Origin of the sequence: Aliamphritea ceti (assembly GCF_024347215.1) — a bacterium.
In the GTDB taxonomy this organism is placed as follows: Bacteria; Pseudomonadota; Gammaproteobacteria; order Pseudomonadales; family Balneatricaceae; genus Amphritea; species Amphritea ceti.
The window spans coordinates 4,832,285-4,856,590 of record NZ_AP025282.1; the positions used below are offsets into that span (position 1 = coordinate 4,832,285).

At 47.6% G+C, this 24,306-nt stretch carries 18 protein-coding genes, 1 tRNA gene and 1 rRNA gene; 6 read left to right on the top strand and 14 right to left on the bottom strand.

Annotation, left to right across the window (positions count from 1 at the left end; genetic code table 11):
- Positions 1-100: 100 nt before the first annotated feature.
- The 5 genes from OCU49_RS21930 to OCU49_RS21950 form a co-directional block, all read right to left on the bottom strand.
- Positions 101-176, bottom strand: a tRNA-Ala gene (locus OCU49_RS21930).
- Positions 177-239: 63 nt separating this feature from the next.
- Positions 240-1,779, bottom strand: a 16S ribosomal RNA gene (locus tag OCU49_RS21935).
- A 672-nt stretch (positions 1,780-2,451) separates the two neighbouring features.
- The gene (arsJ, locus tag OCU49_RS21940) at positions 2,452-3,687 is read right to left on the bottom strand and encodes an organoarsenical effux MFS transporter ArsJ (protein ID WP_261842645.1); all 1,236 of its coding nucleotides are present in this window, start codon (positions 3,685-3,687) and stop codon (positions 2,452-2,454) included.
- Entirely contained in the window at positions 3,684-4,697 is a 1,014-nt protein-coding gene (locus tag OCU49_RS21945; RefSeq protein WP_261842646.1) for an ArsJ-associated glyceraldehyde-3-phosphate dehydrogenase, read from the bottom strand. Before OCU49_RS21945 ends, arsJ begins: the two co-directional genes overlap by 4 nt.
- A 32-nt stretch (positions 4,698-4,729) precedes the next feature.
- On the bottom strand, positions 4,730-5,071 hold the full coding sequence (locus OCU49_RS21950; protein ID WP_261842647.1) for an ArsR/SmtB family transcription factor: 342 nt from the start codon (positions 5,069-5,071) through the stop codon (positions 4,730-4,732).
- 250 nt (positions 5,072-5,321) lie between these two features.
- Between OCU49_RS21950 and astA the strand changes: the two genes are divergently transcribed.
- Positions 5,322-6,362 carry an arginine N-succinyltransferase gene (gene astA / locus OCU49_RS21955; protein WP_261842648.1) on the top strand — a complete coding sequence of 347 codons (1,041 nt, stop codon included), beginning with the start codon at positions 5,322-5,324 and terminating at the stop codon, positions 6,360-6,362.
- A 316-nt stretch (positions 6,363-6,678) separates the two neighbouring features.
- Here the strand turns inward: astA and OCU49_RS21960 are convergent, their stop codons facing one another.
- Both OCU49_RS21960 and OCU49_RS21965 read right to left on the bottom strand, forming a co-directional pair.
- Positions 6,679-8,076 carry a sensor histidine kinase gene (locus OCU49_RS21960; RefSeq protein WP_261842649.1) on the bottom strand — a complete coding sequence of 466 codons (1,398 nt, stop codon included), beginning with the start codon at positions 8,074-8,076 and terminating at the stop codon, positions 6,679-6,681.
- On the bottom strand, positions 8,076-8,786 hold the full coding sequence (locus OCU49_RS21965; RefSeq protein ID WP_261842650.1) for a response regulator: 711 nt from the start codon (positions 8,784-8,786) through the stop codon (positions 8,076-8,078). Before OCU49_RS21965 ends, OCU49_RS21960 begins: the two co-directional genes overlap by 1 nt.
- A 174-nt stretch (positions 8,787-8,960) precedes the next feature.
- Here OCU49_RS21965 and OCU49_RS21970 point away from each other — a divergent pair, with 174 nt between their 5' ends.
- On the top strand, positions 8,961-9,440 hold the full coding sequence (locus OCU49_RS21970) for a Spy/CpxP family protein refolding chaperone (RefSeq protein ID WP_261842651.1): 480 nt from the start codon (positions 8,961-8,963) through the stop codon (positions 9,438-9,440).
- A gap of 64 nt (positions 9,441-9,504) precedes the next feature.
- Here the strand turns inward: OCU49_RS21970 and OCU49_RS21975 are convergent, their stop codons facing one another.
- The gene (locus OCU49_RS21975; protein ID WP_261842652.1) at positions 9,505-10,116 is read right to left on the bottom strand and encodes a uracil-DNA glycosylase family protein; all 612 of its coding nucleotides are present in this window, start codon (positions 10,114-10,116) and stop codon (positions 9,505-9,507) included.
- Positions 10,117-10,558: 442 nt separating this feature from the next.
- On the opposite strand from OCU49_RS21975, the gene OCU49_RS21980 reads away from it, so the two are divergent.
- A complete protein-coding gene (locus tag OCU49_RS21980) occupies positions 10,559-11,710 on the top strand; it encodes a cytochrome-c peroxidase (protein ID WP_336605356.1) in 1,152 nt (383 codons plus the stop codon).
- Between the two features lie 60 nt (positions 11,711-11,770).
- On the opposite strand, the gene OCU49_RS21985 is transcribed toward OCU49_RS21980, so the two are convergent.
- The gene (locus OCU49_RS21985) at positions 11,771-13,762 is read right to left on the bottom strand and encodes an SLC13 family permease (protein WP_261842653.1); all 1,992 of its coding nucleotides are present in this window, start codon (positions 13,760-13,762) and stop codon (positions 11,771-11,773) included.
- Between the two features lie 122 nt (positions 13,763-13,884).
- Between OCU49_RS21985 and OCU49_RS21990 the strand changes: the two genes are divergently transcribed.
- Entirely contained in the window at positions 13,885-14,718 is an 834-nt protein-coding gene (locus tag OCU49_RS21990; RefSeq protein ID WP_261842654.1) for a LysR family transcriptional regulator, read from the top strand.
- A 6-nt stretch (positions 14,719-14,724) separates the two neighbouring features.
- On the opposite strand, the gene OCU49_RS21995 is transcribed toward OCU49_RS21990, so the two are convergent.
- The 5 genes from OCU49_RS21995 to tkt all read right to left on the bottom strand — a co-directional run bounded on the left by OCU49_RS21995 (position 14,725) and on the right by tkt (position 21,800).
- Positions 14,725-16,044, bottom strand: a complete 1,320-nt coding sequence (locus tag OCU49_RS21995; RefSeq protein ID WP_261842655.1) for a methyl-accepting chemotaxis protein — start codon at positions 16,042-16,044, stop codon at positions 14,725-14,727.
- Positions 16,045-16,385: 341 nt separating this feature from the next.
- Complete coding sequence (gene fba / locus OCU49_RS22000; RefSeq protein ID WP_261842656.1) at positions 16,386-17,435, bottom strand: class II fructose-bisphosphate aldolase; 1,050 nt, start codon at positions 17,433-17,435, stop codon at positions 16,386-16,388.
- A gap of 90 nt (positions 17,436-17,525) precedes the next feature.
- A complete protein-coding gene (locus OCU49_RS22005; RefSeq protein ID WP_261842657.1) occupies positions 17,526-18,686 on the bottom strand; it encodes a phosphoglycerate kinase in 1,161 nt (386 codons plus the stop codon).
- A 36-nt stretch (positions 18,687-18,722) separates the two neighbouring features.
- Entirely contained in the window at positions 18,723-19,742 is a 1,020-nt protein-coding gene (locus tag OCU49_RS22010; protein ID WP_261842658.1) for a glyceraldehyde 3-phosphate dehydrogenase NAD-binding domain-containing protein, read from the bottom strand.
- 63 nt (positions 19,743-19,805) lie between these two features.
- Positions 19,806-21,800, bottom strand: a complete 1,995-nt coding sequence (tkt, locus tag OCU49_RS22015; protein WP_261842659.1) for a transketolase — start codon at positions 21,798-21,800, stop codon at positions 19,806-19,808.
- Positions 21,801-22,133: 333 nt separating this feature from the next.
- On the opposite strand from tkt, the gene metK reads away from it, so the two are divergent.
- Complete coding sequence (gene metK / locus OCU49_RS22020) at positions 22,134-23,324, top strand: methionine adenosyltransferase (protein WP_261842660.1); 1,191 nt, start codon at positions 22,134-22,136, stop codon at positions 23,322-23,324.
- Positions 23,325-23,447: 123 nt separating this feature from the next.
- Positions 23,448-24,185: a 16S rRNA (uracil(1498)-N(3))-methyltransferase gene (locus tag OCU49_RS22025; RefSeq protein WP_261842661.1), complete on the top strand. Its 738-nt coding sequence runs from the start codon at positions 23,448-23,450 to the stop codon at positions 24,183-24,185.
- Positions 24,186-24,306 lie beyond the last annotated feature (121 nt).

The following is a 24,306-nucleotide window of genomic DNA, read 5'->3' on the forward strand; positions in this document are numbered from 1 at the left end:
CTAAAAAAAGACAAAAGGTAATACACATGATTTTCATGTATTAGCTTTTGTATTCTCAAATACAAATCTTAAGTACTAACCACTCTCAAGGCATGAGAAATGGTGGAGCTATGCGGGATCGAACCGCAGACCTCCTGCGTGCAAAGCAGGCGCTCTCCCAGCTGAGCTATAGCCCCAGTACTTACTCTACAACTGATCAGATAATTCGTGTGAACGCTTGCTGAGAATCCGCTATCGTTTAAGGAGGTGATCCAGCCCCAGGTTCCCCTAGGGCTACCTTGTTACGACTTCACCCCAGTCATGAACCACACCGTGGTAACCGCCCTCCCGAAGGTTAAGCTAGCTACTTCTGGTGCAATCCACTCCCATGGTGTGACGGGCGGTGTGTACAAGGCCCGGGAACGTATTCACCGTGACATTCTGATTCACGATTACTAGCGATTCCGACTTCATGGAGTCGAGTTGCAGACTCCAATCCGGACTACGACCGGTTTTGTGAGATTAGCTCCCCCTCGCAGGATTGCAGCCCTCTGTACCGGCCATTGTAGCACGTGTGTAGCCCTACTCGTAAGGGCCATGATGACTTGACGTCGTCCCCACCTTCCTCCGGTTTGTCACCGGCAGTCTCCTTAGAGTTCCCACCCGAAGTGCTGGCAAATAAGGACAAGGGTTGCGCTCGTTACGGGACTTAACCCAACATTTCACAACACGAGCTGACGACAGCCATGCAGCACCTGTCACTGCGTTCCCGAAGGCACATCAGAATCTCTTCCGACTTCGCAGGATTTCAAGAGTAGGTAAGGTTCTTCGCGTTGCGTCGAATTAAACCACATGCTCCACCGCTTGTGCGGGCCCCCGTCAATTCATTTGAGTTTTAACCTTGCGGCCGTACTCCCCAGGCGGTCTACTTAGTGCGTTAGCTGCGCCACTAAGACATCAAGTGTCCCAACGGCTAGTAGACATCGTTTACGGCGTGGACTACCAGGGTATCTAATCCTGTTTGCTCCCCACGCTTTCGCACCTCAGTGTCAGTATCAGACCAGGTAGTCGCCTTCGCCACTGGTGTTCCTTCCTATATCTACGCATTTCACCGCTACACAGGAAATTCCACTACCCTCTTCTGTACTCTAGTTATCCAGTATCAGGTGCAGTTCCTAGGTTGAGCCCAGGGCTTTCACATCTGACTTAAATAACCACCTACGCGCGCTTTACGCCCAGTAATTCCGATTAACGCTCGGACCCTCCGTATTACCGCGGCTGCTGGCACGGAGTTAGCCGGTCCTTCTTCTGCAGTTAACGTCACAGCTAGCAGTTATTAACTACTAACCTTTCCTCACTGCTGAAAGTGCTTTACAACCCTAAGGCCTTCTTCACACACGCGGCATGGCTGCATCAGGCTTGCGCCCATTGTGCAATATTCCCCACTGCTGCCTCCCGTAGGAGTCTGGGCCGTGTCTCAGTCCCAGTGTGGCTGATCATCCTCTCAGACCAGCTACGGATCGTCGCCTTGGTAGGCCATTACCCCACCAACTAGCTAATCCGACGCACGCTCATCTAATAGCGCAAGGCCCGAAGGTCCCCTGCTTTCCCCCGTAGGGCGTATGCGGTATTAATCCAAATTTCTCTGGGCTATCCCCCACTACTAGGCAGATTCGTACGCGTTACTCACCCGTCCGCCGCTCGTCAGCGGGTAGCAAGCTACCCCTGTTACCGCTCGACTTGCATGTGTTAAGCCTGCCGCCAGCGTTCAATCTGAGCCATGATCAAACTCTTCAGTTTAATTTCGACACTGTAAACAGTGTCTTAAATCTAGCTCAAAGTTAAACTAACTTTGTAAATCTCATAAATGAATTCACTAGGTTGCTTATCTTTGATAAAGCTTTTGTGCTTCATCTCAACAAGCGCCCACACGAATTATCTGATCAAATTGTTAAAGAGCGTTGCTTAATCCGTCTCAGCAGTCGGTGTTGACCGTGGCTGCTGTCGTCTCAAGCGAGGTGCGTATTCTACTCAACACCCGGTGGAAGTCAACGCTTATTTTCAGAAGATTTTGAATCATTCCGCAGAATGTTTCAAAACCGGAAAAACAAACTTTCGTTCCGGTCGAAGCATTTCACTCGAACTTCAAAACAAGCTGTTTATCAGTGAGTTACTTTGTTTCTCATTGTGTCTGCTTGTCTGCGTTGCCGCTGTCTTGCGTCTCAATGTGGGGGCGTATTATAGGGACCAGCTGAAAAGAGTCAACAGCCTTTTGAGCAATAATTGTAATTAGTTTTTGCGCTGCAAAAACCGCGGCTTTTATCGCTATGTTGATCGCCACATAAGCCGCTAACGACAGGCATAAAAAAACGCAGCTATATAAGCTGCGTTTAAAAACTGTAGAACATCTACTTTTCTTCTACATAAAGCCTTATTCAGAACACTAAGCTACAAATACCTGCAAGCATACAATTATGCATACCGTGGTAATTTTAATGACACCAAAGCTGCAATGATCAAACTAAGCGCGCTGATCAGCAAACAAGCCTCTAAACCCCAAAGCTGATACACGCCGCCCGACAACACAGTACCAAATAAGCGCCCAGCAGCATTCGACATATAATAGAATCCTACATCCAGCGATACACCTTCAGCTCGCGCATATCTGAGTATTAAAAAAGAATGCAAAGAAGAATTAACAGCAAACACAGCACCGAAAACTAACAGACCACCAATAAGCACAACACTTGTAAGCCCGTTTAGTAATTGTGCCGCAACAAGCATCCCCAACGGGATAACGCTTAACACTGCTACCCAACCAAAAGCGGCCCTACCTGCAGGTACATATTCAACTGTCTCTTTAGCTTTTTTTCTGGCTCCGGTAATCATAGGTGCCAGTGCTTGCACAACACCATAGCCTATAACCCACACTGCAAGAAAACTGCCTATTTCAGAATGCTGCCATCCAAGCACTAACTGCAGATAGACCGGTAACGCAACCACAAACCAGACATCCCGTGCGCCAAACAAAAATAACCGCGCAGCAGATAATACATTTACAGGCTGACTGTTCGAAAAGATCTCCCGAAATTTTGGTTTAACTTTCATTTGGCCCAGATCACCGCTTATGAGCCCAGCGGTAAGCAACAGAACTGCCAGGAGTAATCCGGCCATTAACATGAGACTGCCGCTAAAGCTTAAGACCTGCAACAGCAAAGCCCCCATAAAATAACCAACTCCTTTGAGGGCATTTTTCGAACCAGTCAGCAACGCTACCCAGCGATATAGACGTCCTTCCTGCTGTTCAGGAAGCAATGTCTTAATCGCGCTTTTCGCACTCATTTTATTGAGATCTTTTGCTATACCGGATAAAGCCTGCGCTACCATTACATATATTACAGTGAGATATTCATTCGGCACCGTGAGCATTAAAAGCGCACCTATCTGTAATAGCAGCCCTGCATGCATCGTTCGGTTAAGCCCCATACGGGCTGCTAACCAACCACCCAGTAAGTTAGTCACCACACCACACAGTTCATACAGAACAAATAACATCGCAATCGCAAATGGGCTGTACCCCAAACTATTAAAGTGCAACACCACCAGCATGCGTAAAGCACCATCTGTCAGAGTAAAACTCCAGTAACTGAGGGTAACCAGTAAATACTGCTGCCAGGGTGTTAAAGCTTTTTTTGTCAGGAGGTTCACAGCTGAGCAGCAACCTTCTTCGTCAGCTCCATCATCCGGTTCACATAACCGATCTCATTGTCATACCAGACCAGTAACTTCACCTGACGCTTATTAATCACCATTGTTGATAGTGCATCTACAATTCCCGAACGGACATCATCTACGTAATCTATAGATACAAGCGGCCGCTCTTCATATCCAAGCACACCAGCCAGATAGGTTTCGGATGCGTCTTTCAGTACTTTATTAACTTCAGCTATATCTGTATCTCTTGAAACTTCAAATACACAGTCAGTTAAAGAGCTGTTTGTCAGTGGTACCCGAACTGCAATACCGTTTAGCTTCCCCTGAAGCTCAGGAAAGATCAGCGCAATTGCTGTTGCTGAGCCGGTACTTGTAGGAATGAGAGACATACCTGATGCCCGCGCCCGACGCAGATCTTTATGCGGCGTATCCAAAATACTTTGGGTATTCGTAATGTCATGAATGGTCGTCATCGAACCATGCACTATACCCAGCTGTTCATGTATAACCTTAACCACAGGCGCCAGGCAGTTAGTCGTACAGGAAGCAGCGGTAACAATGTGATTTTGCTGTGGATCATAAAGATGATCGTTGACACCCATCACAATGTTAAGCGGACCATCTTTGACGGGCGCAGATACCACCACTTTCTTTACACCCTGAGTAAAGTAGGGCTGCAATGCAGGCGTTGTTTTATGTACACCGGTACAGTCCACAACGACATCCACCTTTTGTGCTGCCAGTGGTAAATCATTAATATTATGTTGCTGACAGTAACTAATTTGTTTGTCGCCAACCCGCATTGCGGCACCATCTGAAGTCGCTTCAGCCTGATTCGACCACTTGCCGTGCTGTGAATCGAAATTCAATAAATGTGCAGCAGTGGCCGCATCAGCTGCAACATCGTTAATCAATACGATATCCAGCTCCGGCCAACCCCAGCACGCCCGCAAAGCTAACCGCCCCATGCGACCGAAACCATTTATTGCCACCCGAACACTCATGTTATGCCTCCCATGAAAGCACTATTACTTAATTAATTTTCGGCAGCATTGCAGCACGCCAATTCTGTCAGTGTCTGTAAATCTGTTACTAATTGCTGTTCACGCTTAGCTAACTGATCAAGCATTTCTTTCAGCCAGCTAATCTGCCAGGCATCCCCCTGTAAACGATAATGCATCCATACACCTTCGCGTCGCGCCTGAACCAAGCCACTGTTACGCAGGTACGCTAAATGCCTCGAGGCCAGACTTTGAGATATGCCTAAGCAGTCCACCAGATCACATACACATACTTCATCATGTTGGTTAAGAATGTTTAACAAACGTAGCCGGACGGGCTCCGATAAAGCTTTAAAAAACTGCGCACTAGCTTCCATAAAACAGCCCTAAGATTTCAGATTAATAACGACGAAACACAATACATCTGTTTATGCGCATATATTAATATTAGTTTTATGTATTGCAATAGCTAATGGTCCTTAATATGAAGAAAACAGACTTCCGCCTGCAGAAGCCCTTTACGTCTAGACTTAACAATAGGTCGACGTTGATAACTCTAGACATCTTCGCCTGTACATCTTCGTTAATTGGTCCACAGCAACAAACCTGATAACCAAGGGGTGAAACATGGATACAACCACTAATCTGATTCGTCCTATCACCATAAAAGATCTGGATGTGCTTTTTGATATCGCACTTGAAAGCGGACCAGGCTTTACTTCATTACCCGCTAACCGCAATTTACTAGCCGAAAAAATCCGCCATAGCTGTAGCGCGATGGAACGGGATATTTCATCCCCCAAAGGTGAGTCCTATTTATTTGTTATGGAAGATGCCGAAACAGACAAAGTAGTTGGTGTTTGCGGTATTGAAGCCGCTGTAGGATTACAAATGCCTTTTTATCACTATCGTATAGGGATCGTTGTACATGCATCCCGGGAACTGGAGGTTCACAATACCTTCGAAACACTTTATCTGTGTAACGATTACACCGGCTGCGCGGAAGTATGCACCTTATATTTACGTCCTGGTGCCAGACAAAACCAGAACGGCAGTCTGTTATCAAAATGTCGCTTTATGTTCATGGCGCAATTCAAAGAACGTTTCAGCAAAAAAGTTATCGCAGAAATGCGTGGAGTCAGTAATGACCAAGGAGAGTCTCCCTTTTGGAACGGGCTTGGTCAGCATTTCTTTTCAATGGAATTTTCACAGGCAGATTACCTTACCGGCACAGGTAACAAAGTATTCATTGCAGAGCTAATGCCTAAACACTCGATTTATATACATTTACTACCCGACTTCGCTAAAGAAGCAATTGGTGAAGTGCATGATCAAACCGCACCAGCCAGGAAAATGCTTGAAAGCGAAGGATTTCGCTATGAGAACTATGTGGATATATTTGATGGCGGGCCAACATTAGCCTGCAAACTGGATGATATACGCGCAATACGAGACAGCGAAAGCCTCACAGCCTTAGTTCAGTCAGACGCACCTGCTGCAATCATCAATAATCGTTTTTTAGTCAGTAACACTCGCTTACAGGAGTTTCGTTGCCTGCTGGTAGACGCCAGTCGTGATACTGGTCATATCTATTTACCAGAACGCTGCCTTAGCCAACTGCATATCCGCCCCGGAGACCAGGTACGCGTCGCTCCGCTCAAGCCCTAAACAAACCACACAAACCACACAAACCACACAAACCACACAAACCACACAAACCACACAAACCACACAAACCAGATTAGCGAAATTTAACGACTATTTATAATCAAATATTAATCCATCAAAAACTAACTGTGATTAATCCTGACAGCTATAAATCACCAAAATAGCTATCAGGATGCTTGTAGTCATAATCATGAAAAGTCAGTTATCAAAATTAACCTTTAAAAAACAATGACCTTGCTTAAGAAACGAAAATAAACAATAGCTCACTTAACAGGTTAACATTACATCAAATTATAATTTTGATGACTCATGAAACTTACATATCATTGGCCAGTGGCAAATCAATACATACCAACAAGCCTTTACCTGACGAACTACTGGCCTCTATTCGCCCACCTAATAATTCTACAGCCCGCTTGGCAATACTCAGCCCCAGACCATAACCGTTATCCAGCTGTTGCTGCCTATAAAAAGGATCAAACAGCCTGCCCAGCTGAGCTTCATCAACACCGGGTCCGTTATCTTCGATACAAATCCGGCAACGCTCTCCAACCTGTTGCACGCTGACACAAATCTCACTGCCTGCCGGTGTATGTTTAAGCGCATTACCTAATACATTATCCACAGCACGCCGGAGCAGCTCCGCATGCCCAAACACACCTAATCGCTCCCCTCTATCCTGCCACTTAAGCGAATGCTCAGTAGCAATGAAACGGCAGTCCTCAACCAGACTGTTCAACAACGGCTGTAACTCAAAGTACTGCGCATCTCCGGACTGACTTTCAAGCCGTGCCAAACTCAGAATTTCATCTATTAACCGGCTTAACCGCTCACACTCCAGGTTTATCCGGGTTACCAGGACCTGATCATCTTCACCAAGCCGCTGTTCTACTAACCCTGCTGCCATTTGCAAACGCGCCAGAGGAGCCCGTAACTCATGCGATACATCCTGCAACAAACGCTGATTTGCACTTAATGCCTGCTCAACATGGTCTGCCATACGGTTAAATTCCCGGGCCAGATCGCCTATTTCATCCGCTCTTGCTGAAAGCCGGGTATCTGTACGAACTGAATAGTTTCCCTGATACAAATCTTCAGTATGCTGCCGTAAGCGCTTAATTGGCCGTATAACAATCCAGGTTAACCACAGACTGGCCAACGCCGAAACAACTATAATCACCACCATCTGTACCGACAGCATAAACTTGAAAACCGACCAGTACAGTGACTTGCGCGGATTGATATCAACAACTACCCGATAATCATTGCCACTATCTGCTGTCAGCGTTAAAAACATACTGCCGGGCTTTTCTTTTCCGACTGGCCGTTTAGGCCCGGCTATTTGCTTACCATCCGCCGCATAAATCCTGACTTTAAAATAAGGCAAAAACTGCCGCTCACGCTGATTATGCTCACGATTATCATGGCCACGCTTTTCTCGCCCGTAGCCTTCCTTTTTCTTTCCGTCATTATGCCCGCCATCATTATCGTATGACGGTTTCAACCAGGATGGCGAACGCTGTACTGAGCCGGTACGCTCAAAACGCTCCACCAACACTTCCGCAAATCCCATCGCTTTGGCAGCCAACACTTCCTGATGTTTTTCGCGCTCTACTACACGCCCCATCACAAAGGCAGTAATCAGCACCACCAGCAAACTGGTTAACCAGATAGACAGAAATATTTTCCAGCCCAGAGACGTGAAGCGTTTCATCACACAGCTCCGGCATTATCAGCAACAAATAAGTAGCCTTCGCCACGTACTGTTTTAATGATGGTTGTTGCAGGTAATTGCTGCTGAATTTTCTGCCGCACCCGGCTAACATGCACATCAATTGCCCGGTCATAAGCAGTCAGCTTACGATGCAGAACTTTCTCAGTAAGTATGTCCTTACTTACAACCTGACCAGCATGTAGCATCAACTGCGCCAACACATTAAACTCAGCACTGGTCAGCGGTAAATCAACGCTGTTTACCTGCACTTCACGGCAGGCAGTATCCAGCGTAATACCATGCATACCTAACTGATGCTGCTCATCAGCACGCGCCTGAGGCTTTGCCCGGCGAAGCACCGCCCGAATGCGGGCAACCAGTTCACGTGGGTTACAGGGTTTCGCCAGATAATCGTCCGCCCCCATTTCCAAACCAAGTATCCGGTCAACATCATCTCCCCGCCCTGTCAGCATAATCACCGGTATCTGCACTGCCGGACGAATCTGTTGCAACAACTCAAGACCACTCTGGCCCGGCATCATGATATCCAGAATCAGTAAGCTGAAAGCATTATTCTGCAAACGCGGTAACGCTTCTTCAGCACTGTGTGCAAAACTAATCTCAAAACCCTCATGAGACAGGTATTCACCCATCAACTGACACAGCTCAGGGTCGTCATCTATCAATAAAATCTGTGGCTGTTCAGCCATATTCAATCTGCCTCTGTTATCTCTAATATCCCTGCTTATGTTAGCCAGAATAAGCAAAAGCAGGATACCTTGCACAGCCTTTACCTAACTTTACATCGACTTAACCCAACTTAGCACAGACATCTCACATACTGCAGTCATCGAATCAGACGCAATCCCCAAAGGAGATACATCATGCGCAAATCAATCATTATCGCGATCACTACTGCAACAGTTGGCCTGACTACTTTAGGTATAGGCGCCGCTCAGGCGGGCAACAGCGAAGGCTATGGCTGTGGTAAAGGTGAATATTCCGAGCGAGGTGAACACGGAAAGGGCCGTCACGGTAAGTTCGGTATGCAGGGAATGTCCCTTGAGCGTCTCGATAAAAAGCTGGAACTGACAGATGCTCAGGAAGACACTCTGGCACCATTGTTTGATCAGCAATTCGTAAATATGCGTCAGCAAATGCGTGAAATGAAATCTCTACGCCAGGACCTTAAGAACCTGAACGTTGCGGATACAGACTACTCGCAGCAGGTTGAAACGCTAATTAAACAGGGACAGGACGCCGCCGCTACCCTTATCCGTAGTAAAGCCGAGCTGAAGCAGAAAGTTTACGCAGAGTTGACGCCTGAACAACAGGAAAAATTTACCAGCCTGGCAAAGAAATAAACGGGAATTGCTTTTTCTCAGACCTCACGCTTTTCACACACTAAGCGTTTTAACAGAGCATCTTTCAGGATGCTCTTTTTTTATTTAATAAGTCCGCCACCAGCCGCTGCAGCTCCGGTATAATATTTTCTTCGAACCATGGATTACGTTTCAGCCAGATATTATTGCGCGGACTAGGGTGAGGCAAAGGCAAATGCCTAACCAGACCCGGCGCCACATCATAGTATGTCCGCCAGTCATGAACCCGCTCTGTCAGAGTTTGCTTACTCTTTCCTAAATGCCATTCCTGCGCGTATTGCCCTATTAAAAGATTCAATTCTAACGCCGGTAAAGCAGCTAACATCTTTTCACGCCATATAGCAGCACACTCTTTACGGGGCGCAAGATCACCTGACTTCCCAGTTCCTGGGTAACAAAAACCCATTGGAATAATTGCAAAGCAAGCAGGGTCATAAAATGTTGCTTTATCCACGCCAAGCCACTGACGTAACCGATCCCCACTGGGGTCATCGAAAGGAATACCGCTGGCATGCACCCTGCGCCCAGGTGCCTGACCAGCTATCAGAATAGGCGCTTCAGCTGCTGCCTGAAATACAGGACGTACACCATGAGGCAGTGCTGCTTCACATACCCGGCATGCCCGTGCTTCCCGACTGATCTCTTCAATATGCTGCATAACCGGAAGCTCCTTTATCTCAACAGGATTCACAGGATCGTCACAGGCACTTCCTGAGACTGCCACTATATCCCTGCATCATAGTTACAAAGTAATTGACAACCAAACGCAACAGATCAAAAAGCTATACCGAAAGTACATTTCAAACCTCCTCCCATTCAAACTGCATGTCACGCTATCTGACTCAGGCTTACCGGTATTTCAGTTCAAAACATATTACTTGATCAGCAACATCATCGACCCTGACGCAATGAAGGCATCCGCCAACTGATTAAATGCCCACACCAACGGCTGTTACTTATGTTTCACAACTGCGACTAAAACAGATAATTATGGCTAGAAACACTACCTAAACTGATCAGGATCAAACAGAACTGACATAACATTCGCAGGGCTATGTTAGAATACCGAATCAAACTAATTATCATTTGAATTATCTATTATGACTCGATCTGCTCCATTGCCATACGTTATGATCTTGATGACAGCGACCAGTCTGGCGCATGCTGCCGAACCGGTATTCACAACAAAAGCAGAACTTGGTAAGGCGCTTTTCTTTGATGTAAACCTGTCAGTTAATCGCAATCAAAGCTGCGCAACCTGCCATAACCCAAGCACAGGTTTTGCTGATCCACGGGATAACGGCGTTAAAGGTGCAGCATCACTGGGCAGCGATAATACATCTGTCGGTGACCGTAATGCTCCGACAGCGGCCTACGCACTATTTAGCCCAGCCTTTGAATTAAAAGATGGTAAGTATCAGGGCGGTCAGTTTCATGATGGACGGGTAAATACGCTCGCAGAACAAGCTATGGGCCCACCAACAAACCCTGTCGAAATGGCTATGCCGGACAACACAGCTATCTTGCAACGCTTACTGGAAAACGCCAGTTACCGAGAGAGCTTTAATAAACTCTATGGCCCAGAAGTACTTAACGATGCTGAACAGGCATACCTGGCAATGGCCGACAGTATCGCAACCTTTGAAAGCACCGACTTCTTCGCCCCATTTGACTCAAAATACGATCGCTACCTTAAAGGTGAGTATCAACTGACCGACGCAGAGGAACTGGGGCGTACCCTGTTTTTTTCTCAGCAGTTTACTAACTGTAACCAGTGTCACCAACTGAAAACCCGGCCCGGTATGAATCAGGAAACTTTTACAAATTACCAGTACTTCAATATTGGTACGCCTGTAAATAATGACTTACGGGCAGTAAACGGTGTAAGCCCTGAACATAAGGACCGCGGTCTGCTGGATAATCCAGCTGTTGAAGACCCAGCCCAGGCAGGTAAGTTCAAAGTACCCACGCTACGCAATGTTGCGGTGACCGGCCCTTATATGCACAACGGTGTGTTCCAGGACTTACGCACAGTTATTCTTTTTTACAACAAATACAACAGCCGTAGCGCTAAACGCCAGATTAACCCGGAAACCGGTAAGCAGTGGCAATCACCGGAAATTCCAGAAAATATTGCACTGAAAGAACTGGAATCCGGACCCGCACTGGATAACAAGCGCATTGACGCTCTTGTCGCCTTTATGAATACCCTGACCGATCAGCGCTATGAACATCTGCCGACAAAAAACTGAACAGCTAAAAATACAAAAAAGGCGCCTTACGGCGCCTTTTTCAGTGAGTATAACGGCGAATCAAAACACTACATTCATCATTACAATCAGTACAACTAAGAACAGTAGCGTCATCACACCACCGGCTTTCATGAAGTCCGGTACCCGATAGCCACCAGGTCCCATAATCAGCGCATTCACCTGATGCGTAGGAATCAGAAAGGAGTTGGAAGTCGCTAAAGCAACTGTCAACGCAAATACTGCTGGGTCTGCTCCCGCACCAATCGCGATGTTTACAGCCAGAGGCACCAACAGAACGGTTGCACCTACGTTAGACATTACCAGGGTAAAGAAAGTCGCCAGCACAGCAACAGCCAGCTGTAATCCCCAGATAGGCATGCCATCCAGCAAGCTAAGCGTCTGATCAGCAATCCAGGCTGCAGTACCTGTCGTCTCGACCGCCATACCTAAAGGAATCAAACTGGCTAACAGAAACACTGTCTTCCAGCTAACTGATTCATAAGCCTCTTCGATGCTCATTACACCAGATAGAACCATGCCCACAGCACCGGTTAACAGCGCAATAGAAAGACGAATATCTGTGAACAGCACCATAGTTAAGGCAATCAGGAAGAAACCCAGAGCCCAGCCTACTTTATGCGGGCGCAGATCTTCTTTCGGATAGTTACTGGTAACAACAATAAAGTTCAGCCGGTCCTGTGCCACCCGGTTAAGGGCTTCCCAAGTGGTGTGACATACCAGCGTATCACCCGCCTGAAACTCAACAGTACGGATGCCCTGACCTGCCATTGACGTTTCGCCAGCCCGGTGCATAGCAACCATCGCCAGACCATAAGCGTTACGTAAACGAACATCCTGGGCAGACTTGCCTACCAATTGAGAGCTTGGCGGAATAACAACTTCTGCGATACCCGCCTTAGCAGCAGATAAAGCTTCAGAAAATGAGTCCAGCTCCGGACGACGATCCAATTCAAAGTCCGCTGTAAACTTATCCAACGCATCAGCAGAACCCATGATTGCCAGAATAGTGTTAGATTCGATACCCACACTACGCTCTAAACCACCGGCACCAATTCGACGAATACCGTTAGTAAACTGAGCTGCAGTAACACGTACCTGATATGGCCGTTCAATTTCTGCCAGCGTCTTATCAACCAGTGTACTGTCTTCAGGTACACGAACTTCCATCAGTTCGTAATCAACACCATAAGTGTCTTTGAAGTATTCCAACGTACTGACAGCTTTACTGTCACCTTCGTTGTTCGGCAATACAAAACGGCCCGCAACCATGAAGTACAATATGCCGGTAAGAACCAGACAGATACCAACAGGCGTGACGGAAAACAGCGACCATGGATCCATTTGCTGATCAGCAGGCAAGGCCTGATTAGACGTCAGCATCAGATCATTTAGCAAAATCAGGGGGCTGGAACCAATCATGGTCATGGTACCGCCCAGGATGGCACAGAAGCCCATCGGCATCAGCAAACGTGACATTGGCAAGCCAGTCCGACCAGAAATACGGCTAACAACCGGCAGGAATAGCGCAGCAGCACCTACATTCTGCATAAAGCAGGAAATAAAACCTACAGTACTGGATACAATAGGAATAATGCGTTTCTCAGTACGCCCCCCTACTTTTAAAATCCAGTTGGCAACTTTACCCATGAGTCCGGTCTTATCTAAGCCGGCACCAATAATCATTACGGCAATAATCGACACAACCGCGTTACTGGAAAAACCGTTAAACAATGCTGTACTTGGCACCAGACCTTCTTCCAGCCCCATTAAGGGTGCAAAAAGTCCGGTTAATCCCAGCAATACCATTATCAGAATCGCCGCAACATCTACGCCGACAACTTCAAATGCAAATAAATAAATTGTCAGTATCAATACTGCAGTCACCCAGGCAATTTCCACACTGGGTACAACCTGACTCATCAGGATGGCTAACACCAAAAATACCGCGCCCGCGACGGTTTGTTTCATAGGCAAACGCTTTAACCAACGGAGTGGAAAACCCCGGGATTGCGTTTCTGTGCTTGTATTCACAGACCTGTTTCCCCTCACCAAATTTCAGATAGATAGATTCCGGGCGTAATTCTAGTTATGTTTTGCTATTCTAAAAAACGAAAAAAACTAGCCACTATGAACAAAAAAATCGAATTGCAATTATGGATACAGTTTTACTGAAAACCTTTCTTGAGGTCACACATGCCAGAAACTTCGGCAAAGCCTCGGAAACATTGTGCGTTGCACCATCTACGGTCAGTGCCCGCATCCGACAACTTGAAGAAATACTCGGCCTAAGCCTGTTTATCCGTAACCATCAACAGGTAAGTTTGACCCCTGCCGGTGAGCACATGGTGCGTCATGCACGCTTCATTCTGAATGCATGGGAACGTGCTTATGAAGATATTGCGCTAAGTGCCAATCTGAATAAAAGGCTCGTAGTCGCAGGCACACCCAGCCTCTGGGATATATTTTTACAGGACTGGTTAAACGACGTGCACATCAAAATGCCTGAGCTCGCTCTGCGGGCAGAAGACAGCACCACACTTAGAGTGATGGAAAAACTTGAAAGAGGCTCAATTGATATCGGTTTTATTTACGAACAGCCAAAACTGGCCAATCTGGTCATCGAGGAGCTGAAATCAATTCCATTACAGCTGGTTTCAACCCAGCCCGGCTTAAATGCAGACCAGGCGACCTCCAGTGGCTATATCCGTGTTGAGTGGGGAAGTGTATTTAATTCATTGCACGAGCGGTATTTTCCACAGCGTCCTCTCGCACCGGTGCGCGTCAACAGTATGCGCATTGCACTGAAACTGATGCTGAACTGCGGTGGGTCAGCATATTTACCGACCATCACTACCGCTGAACGTATTAATAACGGCGAGCTGTTTATTGTTGAAGACGCCCCCCGGCTCGAAATGAAAGCTTATGCTGCTTACTCACCTCACGGAGAGCACCATGATCTGATCAAACAACTTCTGACTATGTTGTGATCATTATCAGTCCTGCAGAGTATTCGAAAACTGATCAATCGCGTTGACAACTTCACTGGCGCCTTGCTGAATCTGGGTAATCACATCGCCAGTCTGGTTAGCCAGCTCTACACCATGGCAGGCTTTAACCAGGCATTTTTCCATGCTTCCTGAAGCCATTGATGTAGATTGCTGAATATTAGTGATCATTGTCGATATTTCAGCGACTAATTCAGATGTGCGTGTCGACAAGCCTCTCACTTCATCAGCCACAACTGCAAAACCACGACCCTGATCACCGGCTCTTGCAGCTTCTATTGCTGCGTTCAACGCCAGCAAATTTGTCTGATTAGCAATCTCCTGAATAGTATTAATAATCGAGCTAATTTCAATCGACTGCTTATTCAGGTTTTCTATATACGATGAAGACGTTTTGACAGACTCAGCAATATTAACCATCTCCTCTACTGCCTGATTAATAACAACACCACCTTCTTCAGCAGTTCGCATCGTCTCACCTGAAATGCGGTAAGCAATTCGGGCACTTTCCCGCTCTGCGTCCGTCTGCAAAGTACGGCGGGTAATATCTGAGGCAAACTTTACAACGCTGCACAATTCACCCGCACTGTTATAAACCGGGTTATACGTCGCTTCTAACCAAAGAATATTCCCTGACTTTGTTAAACGCTTAAAACGTCCACGAAAATACTCCCCCTGATTCAGCCTTTCCCAAAAATCACGATATTCATCTGAATCAACATAATCAGATTCACAGAATATCCGATGATGCTTACCGATAATTTCGCTTTTCCGGTAACCAACCGTCGCCAGAAAGTTATCATTGCACTCTGTAATACAACCATCAGGCTGAAACTCAATAATGGCAGCTGAACGGTTAAGTGCATTTAGCTTTTCCTTCAACTCTGTTTCAAAAACCACAACATCAGTGATATCAGAGGCAAATTTAATGATTTTAACCAGCTTACCTACATCATCAAAGACAGGATTATAGGTAGCCTGCAGCCATAAAATCTCACCGTTTTTACTGATACGTCGAAAGCGGCTCTCAATAAACTCACCATTGTTTAAGCGGTGCCAGAAATCCAGATACTCTTTACTGTTACTGTATTCAGCCTCACAAAAAATCCGGTGATGCCGGTCCACCAACTCTTGTAATTCATAGCCGGTTACAGCCAAAAAGTTTGGATTTGCAGTGATTATCTTACCTGCGGGAGTAAACTCAACAGACGCCATGGAGCGGTTAATAGCATCAACAACCAGGGCATTATGGTTATTAGCCTCCTCGGCAGAGGAATCATCCTGATTAGATTTTTTGAAAAAAAACATAGATCTCACCTGACTGATCTGGATAACAACCCGAAATACTCCCGGGCAGTAATCGCGATGGAAAATTAAAAGCAGTCAGAAATAGAAAACGGCCCTGTGAAACCCGATAATCTCGGCAGCCCGTAAGATGTTAAAACCTGGATAAATTAAGGCAGCAATCCTTAGCTCTAATCATGTCGTCATTCCCTGACTCTACATAAGGCATGTAATAGCCTCTTATTAAAATTACTCCAGAACTCCGTATCTGGCAATTCTGGTAACTAGCTGTATACCCATTCGGTGCATTATTGCCTGGACATAAAAAAAGCGCCATCAGGCGCTTTTTTCGAAAGAGAGATAACTTACATCTCACCTGTGCTGTATTTATCAGCCATATCTTCCAGAGAAATAGCAGTCAACTTGCTTGCCTGACCAGCTGCTCCAAAGGCCTCATAACGATCAATACAGATATCGCTCATCGCAACCATAGTTGCTTTAAGGAATTTACGCGGATCAAATTCAGAAGGATTTTCTGCCATGAAACGACGTACTGCACCGGTAGATGCCAGACGCAGATCAGTATCAATGTTTACTTTACGTACGCCGTGCTTAATGCCTTCAACGATCTGCTCAACCGGCACACCGTAAGTTTCCGGAATCTCGCCACCGAACTCATTAATAACTGCCAACCATTCCTGTGGCACAGAAGAAGAACCGTGCATAACCAGGTGGGTGTTAGGAATACGTTCGTGAATCGCACGAATTCGGTCAATAGCCAGAATGTCACCGGTAGGTGGACGAGTGAACTTATAAGCACCGTGAGATGTACCGCAGGCAATTGCCAGCGCATCAACCGCAGTTTTGCTTACAAAGTCAGCAGCTTCTTCCGGATCTGTCAGCATTTGTTCCTGAGACAGAGTACCTTCAGCACCAACACCATCTTCTTCGCCAGCCTGACCTGTTTCCAGAGATCCCAGGCAACCCAGCTCGCCTTCTACAGAAACACCGCAAGCATGCGCCATTTCAACAGTACGACGGGTAACATCAACGTTATATTCGTAGCTTGAAGGTGTTTTACCATCGCTCATCAGGGAACCGTCCATCATTACTGATGAGAAACCCATCGCGATAGAGCGCTGACAAATAGCCGGTGAAGTACCGTGATCCTGATGCATACATACAGGGATATGTGGGAATTCAGCGATTGCAGCCAAAATCATATGACGCAGGAAGTTAGAGCCGGCGTACTTACGTGCGCCGGCGGATGCCTGCACAATAACCGGTGAATCAGTTTTGCTCGCCGCTTCCATAATGGCGCGCATCTGCTCCAGGTTGTTTACATTATAAGCTGGAATGCCGTAGCCATTTTCTGCTGCGTGATCCAGCAGCTGACGCATACTGATAAGAGCCATGTTTTCACCTTTATCTGTGTTTATGGCCCGCAGGCCATCATTATTCCGTCTGCCCGGCTGATTCATCAGCCAGGCAATAATTCATTGCGCTTACGCGCGGCTTTCCAGCATCGCAACCGCTGGCAGCACTTTACCTTCAACAAACTCGAGGAAAGCACCACCGCCGGTAGAAATATAGGATACCTGATCAGCAATCGCATACTTATCAACAGCTGCCAAAGTGTCACCACCGCCTGCTATCGAAAAGCCTTTGTTTGCCGCAATAGCAGCCGACAATACTTTAGTACCATCACCAAACTGATCAAATTCAAATACGCCAACCGGACCGTTCCAAATGATAGTCCCGGCATCTGCCAGCAACGCTGCCAGCTGGGCAGCAGATTCAGGACCAATGTCCAGAATCATATCGTCTTCAGCAACATCATCAACCGACTTGATTTCAGCAGCCGCTGACTCAGAAAACTCTTTTGCTACTACTACATCGACAGGCAGAGGAATCTTTACTTTTTCCATCAATGCCTTAGCGGTACCAATCAGATCATGTTCGCACAGTGACTTACCGACTGGCTTACCAGCAGCTGCCAGAAAAGTATTCGCAATACCACCACCAACAATTAACTGATCAACTTTATCAGACAAAGATTCCAGAACAGTCAGCTTGGTCGATACTTTAGAGCCACCAACAATCGCTGCCATTGGGCGGGCAGGATTATCCAGCGCTTTAGCCAGCGCATCCAACTCGCCTGCCAGTAACGGGCCTGCACAGGCTACTGATGCAAATTTAGCAACACCATGAGTAGACGCCTGGGCACGGTGTGCCGTACCAAAAGCATCCATCACGTAAACATCGCACAAAGCAGCCATCTGCTGAGACAGTGCTTCGTCGTCTTTCTTTTCGCCTTTATTGAAGCGTACATTTTCCAGCAATACCAGATCGCCTTCCGCCACTTCAAAGCCACCGTTTAACCAGTCACTGATCAGCGGTACTTCACGGGACAACAGCTCAGACAAATGAGCAGCAACCGGTGCCAGTGAACTGGCAGCATCAAACTCACCTTCAGTCGGACGACCCAGATGAGACATCACCATTACCTTGGCACCCGCTTCAAGCGCGTGCTTAATAGTTGGCAAAGATGCGCGGATACGGGCATCACTAGTCACTATGCCGTCTTTAATCGGCACGTTTAAGTCTTCACGAATCAGAACCCGCTTACCGCGCAGTTCCAGATCAGTCATTTTCAGTACGCTCATAAGGCTTCCTATCAACTTATTTCTACGGGCATACGTCTAGTGACGGCACGCCAGCCAGGCCTTCGCCACATCCAACATACGGTTGGCAAAGCCCCATTCATTATCAAACCAGCAAAGCAGTTTCACTAAAGAACCGCCACTGACCCGGGTCTGGGTTCCGTCGACAATTGCCGACCGGGGATCCCGGTTAAAATCCACCGAGGCGTGTGGCTCTTCGGTATAGCCCAACAACCCTTGCAACGGCCCTTGTGAAGCCTCCCGCAGCAGTTGATTAATCTGCTGTGCATCGGTGGCGGTACGAACATTCAGACTGATGTCCAGTACCGATACATTAATAGTCGGCACTCGTAAGTGCAGACATTCAAAACGACCGGACATTTGTGGCAATAAGCGTTCAATGCCTCTATTCAACCCGGTATCCACCGGAATGATTGAATGCATAGCGCTGCGGGTCAGTCGCAAATCAGTCTGATGATAGCTGTCGATCACCGGCTGATCGTTCATCGCCGAATGTACTGTGGTGGTTACACCATTCTCAATGCCAAGCTCACCGTCGATCAGATCCAGCAACGGCACGATACAGTTAGTGGTACAGGAACCTGCCGCCACAACCTTCTGATCCGCCGTTAGTATTTGATCATTGAATCCATAGACAATGGTGGCATCCACATCCGCCTGCGCCGGCTGAGAAAACAGCAAACGGGCAGCACCGCTGTCCAGATGCCGCTGCGCAGTCGCACGGTCACTGAAGGTACCGGAGCATTCCAGCACCAGATCAATATTCATTTCCTGCCAGGGTAATTTTTCCGGATCCGCTTCATTAAGCACCCGAATAGAATCCCCATTTATCAGCAGGTTTTCACCATCATGATCCACCGGTACAGGAAAACGCCCGTGGGTGGTGTCATAACGGGTCAGATAACAAACTGTCTCGATATCTGATAACTCATTCAGAGCAACAACCTGCAACTGATCACGGTAACCGGACTCATAAATCGCCCGCAGCACACTCTGACCAATGCGCCCATAACCATTAATTGCAACTCTGTATGTCATTAATCTGCAGTCCGCCGTAATAAAAACGGCCAGTCGAAAGACTGGCCGTGATCATGTCAGTAATTAAAGAACTGACTTAACTTTTTCTACAACGTTTTCGACGGTAAAGCCGAACAGCTTGAACAGCTCACCTGCAGGCGCAGACTCGCCAAAGCTAGTCATACCAACAATCGCGCCATTCAGGCCAACATACTTGTACCAGAAGTCAGCCTGAGCAGCTTCAACAGCAACACGCGCTGTCACAGCAGCAGGCAGAACTGCTTCACGGTAAGCCGCATCTTGCTTATCAAACATATCGGTAGCAGGCATAGATACAACACGTACTTGTTTGCCTTCTGTTTCCAGTGCTGCCGCAGCATCCATTGCCAAACCAACTTCAGAGCCGGTAGCAATAAGGATAGCGTCAGGTGTACCTTGCGTATCACGCAGGATATAACCACCGCGGGCAACGTTTGCCAGCTGTTCCGCAGAACGATCCTGATGTGGCAAATTCTGACGTGAGAAAATCATCGCAGTAGGACCGTCGTTACGTTCCAGTGCAGACTTCCATGCAACCGCAGACTCAACCGCATCACATGGACGCCAGGTGCTCATGTTTGGCGTATGACGCAGGTTAGCAATTTGTTCGATTGGCTGGTGAGTCGGACCATCTTCACCCAAACCGATAGAATCGTGCGTGTAAACGTGAATTGCACGCTGCTTCATCAGAGCCGCCATACGCAGTGCGTTACGGGCATACTCCATGAATACCAGGAAGGTCGCGCCGTACGGAATAAAACCACCGTGCAGTGCAATACCGTTCATGATCGCAGACATACCAAACTCACGTACGCCGTAGAACAGGTAGTTGCCAGATGCATCATCTTTAGTCACACCCTTACAACCAGACCATAAGGTCAGGTTAGAGCCTGCCAGGTCAGCAGAGCCGCCCATCAGTTCAGGCAATAACGGACCAAATGCGTTCAGCGTATTTTGAGATGCCTTACGGCTGGCAATTGTTTCACCTTTTTCCTGCAACTGCTGAATAACTTCATCAGCCTGTGCAGAGAAATCAGCTGGCAATTCGCCGGTGTAGCGACGGATCAGCTCACGAGCCAGGTCTGGATATTCTTTGCTGTATGCAGCAAAGCTTTCGTCCCAGTCATTCTCAGCATTCTGACCAGCTTCTAAGGCACTCCACTGCGCATAGATATCTTCAGGGATAACGAAAGAGTCGTGCTCCCAACCCAGCTCTTTACGGGCCAGTGCGATTTCTTCTTCACCCAGAGGTGCGCCGTGGCAGTCTTCTTTACCTTGTTTATTTGGCGAGCCAAAACCAATAATGGTCTTGCAGCAAATAAGGGTAGGCTGTTCAGTATTCTCGTGAGCTGCTTCGATAGCCGCACGAATCTGATCATGATCATGACCATCAACGTTTGGAATTACCTGCCAGCCGTAAGACTCAAAACGCTTAGGTGTATCATCAGTAAACCAACCTTCAACTTCACCGTCGATAGAAATACCGTTGTCATCGTAAAACGCAACCAGCTTACCTAACCCAAGCGTACCCGCCAGAGAGCAAGCTTCGTGAGAGATACCTTCCATCAGGCAGCCGTCACCCAGGAATGTATAGGTGTTGTGATCAATGATCTCGTGATCTTCACGGTTAAACTGCGCTGCCAGAGACTTCTCTGCAATCGCAAAACCTACCGCGTTAGTCACACCCTGGCCGAGCGGGCCAGTGGTTGTTTCAACACCTGGCGCGTAGCCATATTCCGGGTGGCCTGCCGTTTTAGAATGCAGCTGACGGAAATTTTTGATGTCATCGATAGAAAGGTCGTAACCTGTCAGGTGCAACAGGCTGTAAATCAGCATGGAGCCGTGACCATTAGACAGGACGAAACGGTCGCGATCCATCCAATGTGGGTTGGATGGATTGTGTACCATGAAATCATTCCACAGTACTTCGGCGATATCTGCCATACCCATTGGCGCACCAGGGTGGCCAGATTTAGCTTGCTGTACAGCATCCATGCTCAGTGCACGGATCGCATTCGCCAGTTCTCTACGCGAGGACATTCATTCACTCCGGGGTTGGAACCCAAGTTGAGGTTGAAATAACACTTGTGCCGCAAACATGCAGCATTCAAAAAGTGGCGGTATTTTCGCTCAACCAGCAGACAGCTTCAAACCTATTTCGAGTAAATTTCATAAAATTGAAGCAAATTCATGATGAATTGCGAAAAAAAACGCTTAAACAGATATATTCCCCATGCATTCGGCCTATAAGATCATTAAACTATCCGCCAATTTATTTATCTCCTCCCATCCGGCGTGAAGTTCAAAACTCGACCCAGCGAACAGCCAGGTAACAGCCAGGGAGTCTTAATACTGCGAGGATTACCATAAACTATGAGCGAATACAGCTTATTCACTTCTGAGTCAGTTTCAGAAGGTCATCCGGATAAAATTGCCGACCAAATTTCCGATGCGGTGCTAGACGCCATTATTGCTGAAGACAAATACGCCCGTGTTGCCTGCGAAACTTTGGTTAAAACCGGCGTTGCGATTGTTTCAGGTGAAGTCAGTACTTCTGCCTGGGTCGATCTGGAAGACTTGGTACGGGGCGTTATCAATGATATTGGCTACACTTCGTCTGAAGTAGGCTTCGACGGCAGCACCTGTGGTGTAATGAACATCATCGGTAAACAGTCTATCGATATCGCTCAGGGCGTAGACCGCTCTAAACCTGAAGATCAGGGTGCCGGCGACCAGGGCCTGATGTTTGGCTATGCCAGCAACGAAACAGACGTTTTGATGCCAGCACCTATCTGCTACGCACACCGTCTGGTTGAACGCCAGGCTGAAGCACGTAAATCAGGCTTGCTGCCATGGTTACGCCCGGATGCAAAAAGCCAGGTAACCTTCCGTTACGAAAACGGCCAGCCTTGCGGTATTGATGCAGTCGTACTGTCCACACAGCACGATCCTGATATTTCTATGGCTGACTTGCAGGAAGCCGTTATGGAACTGATCATCAAACACACTCTGCCTGCAGAATGGATTGATGCCAGCACCAAATTCCACATCAACCCAACCGGTAAATTTGTTATCGGTGGTCCTGTGGGCGACTGCGGTCTGACCGGCCGTAAGATTATCGTTGATACTTACGGCGGCATGGCCCGCCACGGTGGCGGCGCTTTCTCTGGAAAAGACCCTTCTAAGGTAGACCGCTCAGCAGCTTATGCTGGTCGTTATGTTGCTAAAAACATCGTTGCTGCTGGCCTGGCTGATAAGTGTGAAATTCAGGTTTCTTACGCCATCGGTGTTGCGGAACCAACCTCCGTATCGATCAACACTTTCGGTACTGGCAAGATCAGCGACGAAAAGATCATTGAACTGGTCCGCCAGCACTTCGATCTTCGCCCGCACGCGATTACTCGTATGCTGGATCTGTTGCATCCAATGTATCGCCAGACAGCAGCTTACGGTCACTTCGGTAAAAACCCTTACGAAATGACAGTAAAAGATGAAACTTTCACAGCCTATAGCTGGGAAAAAACAGATAAAGCCGCAGCTTTACGAGCCGACGCAGGTTTGTAAAACACTCTCTGTCTGCTTGTTAAAAAAAGCATCTGAGCATTGCCAGATGCTTTTTTTTCGCCTGCTAAACCCGCTATCATTCCAGTAGACATAACCACTGATCAGGCCAGGCTAGAAATTGCTATGAGAATCCCCCGTTTTTATGAAGACCAGCCCCTTGCGGCCGATCAGGATATTCAACTCAGCGACGCTGTCGTACAACATGTCGCCCGCGCTCTGCGCATGCGGCCCGACGACCAGCTAACCCTGTTTAACGGCGACGGCTGTGAATACCACGCCCGCCTGACAGAAGTCGCTAAACGCCAGGTCAGTGCCCGCATAGAAAGGGTCAGCCAGCCAGGTCGTATATCTCCCCTGCAGATTGAAATAGGTCAGAGCCTGTCCCGCGGTGAACGTATGGATTACGCCATTCAGAAAGCAACTGAACTCGGCATGTCAGGCATGACCCCGCTATTCTCCGAACGTTGTGAAGTAAAGCTCAGCAATGAACGCCAGGATAAGCGTCTGCGTCACTGGCAACAAACAGCTATCAGCGCCTGTGAACAGAGCCTGCGCTGTGATGTGCCGCAAATTCAGCCACCACAGACACTCTACGAATGGATCACGAATGTCGACGCAGATCTAAAACTGGTGTTACACCACCATACGGAGCAACCCTTAGAAACGCTGCAACCGCCTGCATCTGTTGCATTACTGATAGGTCCTGAAGGCGGACTCAGTGAAGCAGAAGTAGAGCAGGCATTAGCGGCCGGCTTTAAGCCTGTCGCTTTCGGTCCCCGGGTATTTCGTACCGAGACCGCTCCTGTAGCCGCGTTATCTGTGCTGCAGTTTTTATGGGGCGACCTGAACACGAAAAACTGAACCCAGAGTGACAGATGTTTTCTATTACTCTGTATGGCACACAAACCTGCAGCCAAGTAAACTCTGCAATAACGTATATCAGCCAGACTCATGTGACCCTTTTAATTCCGGTCACTGGCGG

What these genes read in the sequence shown, in the direction of transcription:
- OCU49_RS22005 (WP_261842657.1), bottom strand. Translation starts at nt 18,686, where the DNA reads ATGAGCGTACTGAAAATGACTGATCTGGAACTGCGCGGTAAGCGGGTT.
- tkt (WP_261842659.1), bottom strand. Translation starts at nt 21,800, where the DNA reads ATGTCCTCGCGTAGAGAACTGGCGAATGCGATCCGTGCACTGAGCATG.
- OCU49_RS21970 (WP_261842651.1), top strand. Translation starts at nt 8,961, where the DNA reads ATGCGCAAATCAATCATTATCGCGATCACTACTGCAACAGTTGGCCTG.
- OCU49_RS22025 (WP_261842661.1), top strand. Translation starts at nt 23,448, where the DNA reads ATGAGAATCCCCCGTTTTTATGAAGACCAGCCCCTTGCGGCCGATCAG.
- OCU49_RS21965 (WP_261842650.1), bottom strand. Translation starts at nt 8,786, where the DNA reads ATGGCTGAACAGCCACAGATTTTATTGATAGATGACGACCCTGAGCTG.
- OCU49_RS21975 (WP_261842652.1), bottom strand. Translation starts at nt 10,116, where the DNA reads ATGCAGCATATTGAAGAGATCAGTCGGGAAGCACGGGCATGCCGGGTA.
- metK (WP_261842660.1), top strand. Translation starts at nt 22,134, where the DNA reads ATGAGCGAATACAGCTTATTCACTTCTGAGTCAGTTTCAGAAGGTCAT.
- OCU49_RS21950 (WP_261842647.1), bottom strand. Translation starts at nt 5,071, where the DNA reads ATGGAAGCTAGTGCGCAGTTTTTTAAAGCTTTATCGGAGCCCGTCCGG.
- astA (WP_261842648.1), top strand. Translation starts at nt 5,322, where the DNA reads ATGGATACAACCACTAATCTGATTCGTCCTATCACCATAAAAGATCTG.
- OCU49_RS21945 (WP_261842646.1), bottom strand. Translation starts at nt 4,697, where the DNA reads ATGAGTGTTCGGGTGGCAATAAATGGTTTCGGTCGCATGGGGCGGTTA.
- OCU49_RS21960 (WP_261842649.1), bottom strand. Translation starts at nt 8,076, where the DNA reads ATGAAACGCTTCACGTCTCTGGGCTGGAAAATATTTCTGTCTATCTGG.
- OCU49_RS21980 (WP_336605356.1), top strand. Translation starts at nt 10,559, where the DNA reads ATGACTCGATCTGCTCCATTGCCATACGTTATGATCTTGATGACAGCG.
- OCU49_RS21995 (WP_261842655.1), bottom strand. Translation starts at nt 16,044, where the DNA reads ATGTTTTTTTTCAAAAAATCTAATCAGGATGATTCCTCTGCCGAGGAG.
- OCU49_RS21990 (WP_261842654.1), top strand. Translation starts at nt 13,885, where the DNA reads ATGGATACAGTTTTACTGAAAACCTTTCTTGAGGTCACACATGCCAGA.
- fba (WP_261842656.1), bottom strand. Translation starts at nt 17,435, where the DNA reads ATGGCTCTTATCAGTATGCGTCAGCTGCTGGATCACGCAGCAGAAAAT.
- OCU49_RS22010 (WP_261842658.1), bottom strand. Translation starts at nt 19,742, where the DNA reads ATGACATACAGAGTTGCAATTAATGGTTATGGGCGCATTGGTCAGAGT.